This is a genomic window from Teichococcus vastitatis (genome assembly GCF_003604215.1).
GTDB lineage: Bacteria > Pseudomonadota > Alphaproteobacteria > Acetobacterales > Acetobacteraceae > Pseudoroseomonas > Pseudoroseomonas vastitatis.
Map to the genome: position 1 here is coordinate 1 of NZ_QXGS01000075.1, position 7,134 is coordinate 7,134.

Consider the following 7,134-nt stretch of genomic DNA (forward strand, 5'->3'; position numbering starts at 1 on the left):
TGCGCATCGATGACCTCGTACCCAAACCTCAGATGCCTTCCCAGCGCTGCATCAGCCCAGAAGGTTTCAATAGAGCAAAGCAGGCCCTTAATGAGACGGTCCCTCAGAGTGTCTGGATAATGAGGGTGCCGAGGCTCTCTTCCTCAATGGCGCTCCAGCCGCTGCACGCTGCCCAAGCAATCGGCCGTAAGGGAAGGCAATGGTTGCGCGCAGGCCGCCGATTGAGGAAAGGCTTCGCATGCTGCGACGCGCCTCCAGCACGAGGTTCTGAACCACAGCCCTCTCACTGACGTCCTCGCCCTCATGAACCAGGGAGAGTGCATGCAGCGCGTAGAACCCGAAGATGCAAGCAAGAACAAAGAAAAAATCCCAATGCTGAAGATTGAGCAGGACGAAATCTCCCCTGCTGCTGGGTGCGCTCCAGTGGATCAACAAAGCCAATTCACGGCGTGCGAACCAATCGGCGAGAACTCCGCCCGCGATTGGCGCGACAGCGGCAGCACAGGCGCTGAAGACGCTGGTGGCAGCCATGTAGCCCGTTCCTCGTCCACGTGGCGCAAGCTTCAGGCCGATATTGGCAATGGCCAAGGCGCTGCCGCCCGTGGCAACACCCATGAGGAGATGGAGAAGGGCCAATAGCGGAAGTGTAAGATCGTGCCGAGTGGGATGAGCAGTAAACGGGAGAGCAAGCAGGCACAGAAAGAAAGCAGGCACTGTAACGGCAAGGATCGACTTGTTCGAGAGCTGATCAGACAATTGCCCCCAAAGCCGTATCGTCATCGCGTTGGCGAACTGGCTGGCAGCCCACAAAACAAGTACGATACCAAGCCCGAGTTCAAGCTGCTTCAGCATGAAGACTGTGATGAAGGGCGCGGCAAAATTCGTGGCAAAGTTGAAGCTTGTCAGAAAATGAAGAAGGCGTTTGAAGTTCGGGTCCGCGAAGGGTTGCCGGATCAAGGTCAAGAGTGGCTGGGCTGTCTGGTCCGCGTTCATCGGCGGCTCAGGCACCTGGGCCAGGAACCAAGAACTTACAAAACCTGCGGCAGCGGCAAACGCGAAGGTGGCTGAATAGGCATGAATTCTGTCACTCCCTGGCCAGTGATCAACAAGCACGCCAGCCGTCAGCCCGGCAATGAGCGCGACGGTTGTTCCCCAGAACAAACGTTTGGCAAAGAAAGCGCCCAGTCCCTCCCGCGGCAGAAAATCATGCATCCAGGAATTCCAGGCGCAGGCGCTCGTGGCAGCCAGAACTGCGACAACCAATTGCCCCAAGATGAGAAGGGACAATGCCGCCTCGGCGCTTGCCAAGAACGGAAGCGCGGCCAGCGTCAGGATCATGACGCGCTCGGCCAAGCCTAATCCTACCGCGAGGCGCCGCCGCTTCTGGAAGCGCTGGACCAGACCGATGGCAGGCAATTGAGCTAGTTGGCCGATAAAGGGGATAGCCGCCAGCAAGCCGATCTCGAACGGTGTTGCACCGAGCTGAAGTGCGAAGCCAACCAGAACGACCCCGCCCGCCATGATGCCGATCGTACTGGCCCAGGCGCCATCCGCGACGAGAGCGCGCTTGCCCCGCTCAACTTCTTCACTGCTGATCGGCGAGGCATCCGTCAAGGCATCCGGTTCGGGCATCGGGCATCCAGAAAGGCTAGGGGGTAAACATCCAAGGCTTTGGACCCGGACAAAAACGCCCGGAGTGTCGCGCTTGGTCAACCAGTACAGGAACAGCGCCTATCGGATGGGAAGGAGACATGAGGGGCTGCAGATGTTTCCCGGTCCTCGACGATTTCGAATAACCTAGTCCCGTGAGCTCCCTCGGCTCCCGTGTCCCCGCCATCATGGATGCAAGAAGCTTTGCTCTCCTGTCCTGGCATGGAATGCAGGAACCTAAAGGCGGATCGCACGGCGCCACATGGTTACCAGGCTCCATCATCAGCATGGGCTGGTCGGTGTTCCTGCCACCTGGTATTCGGCCCATTCGAAGAAAGGCTCCTGCTGCTTCACGATCCATCGCAACGTCCTGGGATCACGGCGGATGAGGTACTTCCAACCTTGCACAAGCTCCGCGAGGAGTTGGTCGGGCGAGAGTTGTCGCTCACGCAGATCTTCGTCGAAGCCGGCGAAGGTGACCATGCGTTGGCCACATCCATGCTCAGCCAGGATACGGTCGGATTCCTCGTTCACGCGCCTGCCGAGTTCCGCATCCCGGAACTGCCCTACCGGCCTTGTATGAAGGACAGATACGCCATCGATAATGCCGAGATCGCGGTAGCCCAGAAGCTTCGGCCAGAGTGAATCGAGGCCCCACCCCCAGCCTGTTGTCGAGAGATCGAGGGTGGGCAGGAGTTGCTCCAGCGCCGCCCGCCTGAAACCCGGTACCATGATTTCCACGAAGCCGACGCGGCGCGCGAAGAAACATTGATTTCGCATGCCAACGTAATGAGCGTAATGCGATCCCTCATGCAGGCCCGGGGCAAAAAGCTGAAATTGCAGCGCACGTGCTGCATCGAACATCGCGGTGATGGTATCCTGCGTGGCAAGGATGTCATCATCCGGCAGCCAGATCTGATCGTATTCCCGCCAGCCATTCCATTCATTCAGGAGTTGCCGGAGGCCTGTCCACTTCGGGCCCGGGATAACGCGCCCTACCACACAGTCCAAATCCGTCTGTGGCGGGATCTCCTGAAACGGACAAAGATAAAGGTCCCAATCCCGCGCCTTGCCTTGGTCTATCCAGCAGCGGTGTAGCGAGTTCTTGCCCACACGTGCCAGGATCAGGTTCTTTCTCATGCAAATCCTCTTATCCGGGCTATCGAGCAGCTAATTCTCGCAGTCAAATAAACATGAACTTGAGCCAAGCATCGAGATGCTTGCAGATTATGGTCCCGCTCGTCTGTACGATAGCAGACCGTATTGATATAGATTTATTGTTATGGCGTCGCCAGCAACGTTTATTCTGTTTATCATGTTTCTAGTCCTCCTGAGGTTCAATCTGGAGGCCTCTTCGTTGTGGGTAACTTACCTCTACTCAACGCCGTAGCGCTGGAACATCCTGGCAGCTCCAGCCTGCACGTCACCGCTCCCCTCCGGCTTTCGCCCGGTATGCTCGATCTTCTGCCACGTTCTGTCGCCCGGCCGGGCTTCGACGTAACAGCTCTGCGTCCCGGTATCCTGCATCTGGGCTGCGGTGCATTTCATCGTGCGCACCAAGCCGTGTTCACCCAGCGCGCGCTCCAGGCCGGGAATGCCGCGGAGCCCGAACCCTGGGGAATCGTCGCGGCGAGCCTGAGGAAGGCAGATATGCGCGATGCCTTGCGCCCCCAGCATGGCCTCTACACGGTCCTCGAGCGTGGTGCCGAAGGCATCGTGAGGGCCGAGGTGGTCGGCACGGTGCGGGAGGTTCTCTATGCGCCGCAGCAATCTGCGGCGCTGGCGGCGCGCTTCGTCGATCCCGACACCCACATCGTCACTCTCACCGTGACATCCGCCGCCTACTGCATCGACACCGTCACGGGGCATCTCTGCGTCGGGCATCCCGATATCCAGCGTGACCTTCAAGGCGCTGTTCCGCAGAGTGCCATCGGGATCCTGGTGGCGGGATTGGCGCAGGTTCGCCAGGCGGGTCTGCGTCCGCCGGTGGTGATGTCCTGCGACAATCTGGCAGGTAACGGCCGTGTATTGCGTCAGGCCGTGATGGACTACGCGGCGCTGCAGGACGAGAGCCTGGCGGACTGGATCGGCGCCTCCGTGCAGTTTCCATGTAGCATGGTCGACCGGATCGTTCCCGCGTCGACGGAAGTGGACCAGGCCGACGCCGCGGCGATGCTCGGCCTTCAGGACGCGGCACCAGTTTCCGCCGAACCTTTCCGTCAGTGGGTGATCGAGGATTTCGACGGCCCGCGCCCTCGCTGGGAAGACGCCGGCGCGGAATTCGTGTCCGATGTCGCGCCTTGGGAAGCCTCCAAGCTCCGCCTCCTGAACGGGACGCATATGGCCATCGCCTATGTCGGTGCCTTGGCCGGGCTGCGGAGCGTGTCGGAGTTCATGGCCGATCCGGCGTTCGGGTCTTATGCTTTGCGCTTCATGTTGCGCGAGCAAATGCCGACCCTTCCCCCGAGCGACCATGACATCACGGCCTATGCGCACCAATTGCTGCAGCGCTGGCGCAATCCCGGTATCGTCCACCGGTTGACCCGCGTGGGCCGGAATGGATCAGAAAAACTGCAGACCCGCCTTCTCGCCTCGCTTCGCGAGAACTTCCAGGCAGGACGTCCGGCGCCTTGCACGACGCTTGCAGTAGCAGCATGGATCTGCTGCGCGTCAGGCTCCACGGGTCAGTCGGAGCCGGTGCAGATGGAAGACACGCTGGAGCACCGCCTGAAGGCGATCGGTCAAGCGGCTGGGGATGACGCCGAGCGCCTGACCGATCTGGCCCTGAGCGTCGAGGAGGCTTTCGGAACAGAGCTGCCGCGTTGTGCTGCTTTCCGGGCCGATCTGGTCCAGGCGGTGACGGCCTTGCAACGCGGCGGAGCACGCGCCGCCGTCAGGGGGCTTATGGCCTGAGCAACGCCGCGCGAGTTTCACGAAGAGCCGCCTGACATGCAGCAGCCGATCATCGCCGCGATGTTCAACATCGGCGAGATGCTTGTACCGCGAGAAAACGCAGGGCTATGACGACAGGGATCGGCAGCTCGACACCCTTCTCGGCCACCGGCGCACCTGATCTCCTGTAAGCAGACATCTCCTGAGGCAGGACGGCCGTTCATCGATGCGGCCCTTCGCCGCGCATCGTGGTCATCACGCCAGCACCTCGGCCGACAGCCGTGCTGCTTCCGTGTCCCGTGCCGGAGACGAGCCGAACATCCTGCCGTACTCACGCGTGAACTGGGGCACGCTTTCATAACCGACAGCGAAGGCCGCGCTGCTCGCTGATCGGCCTTCTCCCCGCATCAGGCGCCGCGCCTCGATCAGCCGCAGCTGCTTCTGGAACTGCAGGGGCGAAAGCGACGTCACGCGGCGGAAGTGCTGATGGAAGGAGGATGGGCTCATCCCCGCGATAGTCGCCAGGGTCTCACCCGGCAGCGGCTCGGCGAAGCGGGCCCGCAGCACCGCCACGACCCGGGAGACGCGCTCCACGTGACCATCCGGCAGGCCGATCCGACGGATTGCCGCCCCGTGCCGGCCAGTCAGGAGCCAGTAATGCAGCTCGCGCAGCATGGACGCCTGCAGCACCGGCAATGCCGCCGGGCGGTTGAGCAGGTGCATGAGTCGGCTGGCCGCCTCCGCGACCTCGGCCTCGGTCGGATCGACCTGCACCGCGCCGCCCTCGGCGGCGGCAATTCCCTCCGTCCGCAGGCTCAGCTCGGCAACGATGCCGGGATCGAGTTCGACCACCAGCGACAGGTATGGCTCGGCCGTGCTGGCCCGGGTGATCTGGCTGATGGTCGGAACATCGGCCGTGATCAGCAGCGAGTCCCCGGCGCCAAAGTTGAAATCCCGCCTCCCCATGGTGACGCGCTTGCCGCCCTGCACCACCAGGCAGGCAAGCGGCCGGGAGATATCGTGCGCCAATTCGCTGGGCATCGTCGCATGGACGGTACTCAGGCCCGGGATGTCGGTGCGGGCGATGCCATAGCCGTCGGCATGCGCCTCGCCATGGCGGCGGACGAGGTCGAGAAGGCTGCTCATGCCCTCACCCTAGCATCGGCGCGTCGAAGCCTCATCCGGTTTCGGAGGATCAGGCAAGTGAACCGCAGCTTCCGGTAAGGACATCGGCCGGACCTGGTTCGATGATGGTGGCGGAATTTACAAGGAGTTCAGCCATGGCCACGATCTCTCTCGTCACCGGCGGCAACCGCGGTCTCGGCCGCAACACGGCGCACAGCATCGCGGCCCGTGGCGGCGATGTCATCATCACCTACCAGAGCCGCGCCGAGGAGGCGCAGGCGGTTGCCGCCGGGATCGCTGCCACGGGCCGCAAGGCCGTCGCCCTGCAGCTGGACGTCGGCAACGCCGCCGCCTTTCCCGCCTTTGTCACCGCATTGCGGGCGGTGCTGGACGACACCTGGGGACGCGACACCTTCGACCACTTGGTCAACAATGCCGGACATGGCGATTATGCGTTGATCGCGGACACCACCGAGGCGCAGTTCGATCGGCTGGTCGACGTGCACTTCAAGGGCGTGTTCTTTCTCACCCAGGCGCTGCTGCCGTTGCTGGCCGCATCGTGAACCTGTCATCCGGCCTGACGCGGGTCTTGGCACCGGGCTGGGCCGCCTACTCGGCGGTGAAGGGCGCGGTGGAGGTGCTGTCCGCCTACATGGCCAAGGAGCTGGGCGCGCGCGGCATCGCGGTCAACACCGTGGCGCCAGGCGCCATCGAGACCGATTTCTTCGGCGGCGCGGTGCGGGACACGCCGGAGTTCAACACGTTCTTCGCGGGAATGACGGCGCTCGGTCGCGTCGGGGTGGCCGACGACATCGGCCCGATGATCGCCAGCCTGCTCGGCCCGGAAAACCGCTGGGTCAATGCGCAGCGCATCGAGGTGTCCGGCGGCCAAGGCATCTGACCGCCCACGCGGACGCCAGAACTGGCGGCCACCACTCTAGCCAGGCGGCGGCTGCCAGCACGCAGGAGAACACACCATACCCAAGATGTTCATCCACGCGCCGGAAGGCACGTTCGATCTCGAGGCCCGAACGCAGGTTGCCTCGGAACTCATAGAACTCGGCTTAAGATGCGCGGCCATCCCGGCGACTGCCTTTGTGCAAAGCACGGTCTGGCTCTACTTCAGCGGCTACTCCGCCGGGATGGTGTTCAGCGCCGGCAAGCAGGCTTCGGCCAGGGTCATGAGCCTGCTGGTCTATGTCCTGGAGGGCGGGCTGGAGAGCCAAGGCAAGCAAGGCGCGACCGAGATCCTGGGCCGCCATGCAGGCATCAGGGGGCCGGGTCCCGGCCTATGTCGTCATCCACGAGGTGCCGGAAAGCAGTTGGAGCATCTTCGGCGCGGCCGGGAGCCTGGAGGCCCTTCGGGCCTCACCGGAAGGCACGTCGCCGATCTAGCAGTCTGTCGGATTTCCCTCCGGTCTGAAATCCGCGAATCTGATGGGCATGACGCAGTTTATCCCCTTCAGC

5 protein-coding genes and 1 pseudogene are annotated in these 7,134 nt (G+C 62.7%); 3 read left to right on the forward strand and 3 right to left on the reverse strand.

Features of this window, described 5'->3' with window-relative positions:
• Positions 1 to 87: 87 nt before the first annotated feature.
• Together D2K64_RS22485 and D2K64_RS22490 are read right to left on the reverse strand one after the other, a co-directional pair.
• Positions 88 to 1,632 carry an MFS transporter gene (locus D2K64_RS22485; RefSeq protein WP_120010620.1) on the reverse strand — a complete coding sequence of 515 codons (1,545 nt, stop codon included), beginning with the start codon at positions 1,630 to 1,632 and terminating at the stop codon, positions 88 to 90.
• Positions 1,633 to 1,932: 300 nt separating this feature from the next.
• Positions 1,933 to 2,790, reverse strand: coding sequence for a hypothetical protein (locus tag D2K64_RS22490; protein WP_120010621.1), 858 nt, complete (start codon positions 2,788 to 2,790; stop codon positions 1,933 to 1,935).
• A 312-nt stretch (positions 2,791 to 3,102) separates the two neighbouring features.
• Between D2K64_RS22490 and D2K64_RS22495 the strand changes: the two genes are divergently transcribed.
• Positions 3,103 to 4,563: a mannitol dehydrogenase family protein gene (locus D2K64_RS22495; RefSeq protein WP_120010622.1), complete on the forward strand. Its 1,461-nt coding sequence runs from the start codon at positions 3,103 to 3,105 to the stop codon at positions 4,561 to 4,563.
• A gap of 234 nt (positions 4,564 to 4,797) precedes the next feature.
• On the opposite strand, the gene D2K64_RS22500 is transcribed toward D2K64_RS22495, so the two are convergent.
• Entirely contained in the window at positions 4,798 to 5,688 is an 891-nt protein-coding gene (locus tag D2K64_RS22500; protein ID WP_120010623.1) for an AraC family transcriptional regulator, read from the reverse strand.
• Between the two features lie 134 nt (positions 5,689 to 5,822).
• On the opposite strand from D2K64_RS22500, the pseudogene D2K64_RS22505 reads away from it, so the two are divergent.
• Positions 5,823 to 6,568: pseudogene (locus D2K64_RS22505) on the forward strand (SDR family NAD(P)-dependent oxidoreductase).
• A gap of 85 nt (positions 6,569 to 6,653) precedes the next feature.
• Positions 6,654 to 7,134: hypothetical protein (locus D2K64_RS24745; protein ID WP_202910796.1), on the forward strand; the 481-nt coding region annotated here is incomplete at its 3' end.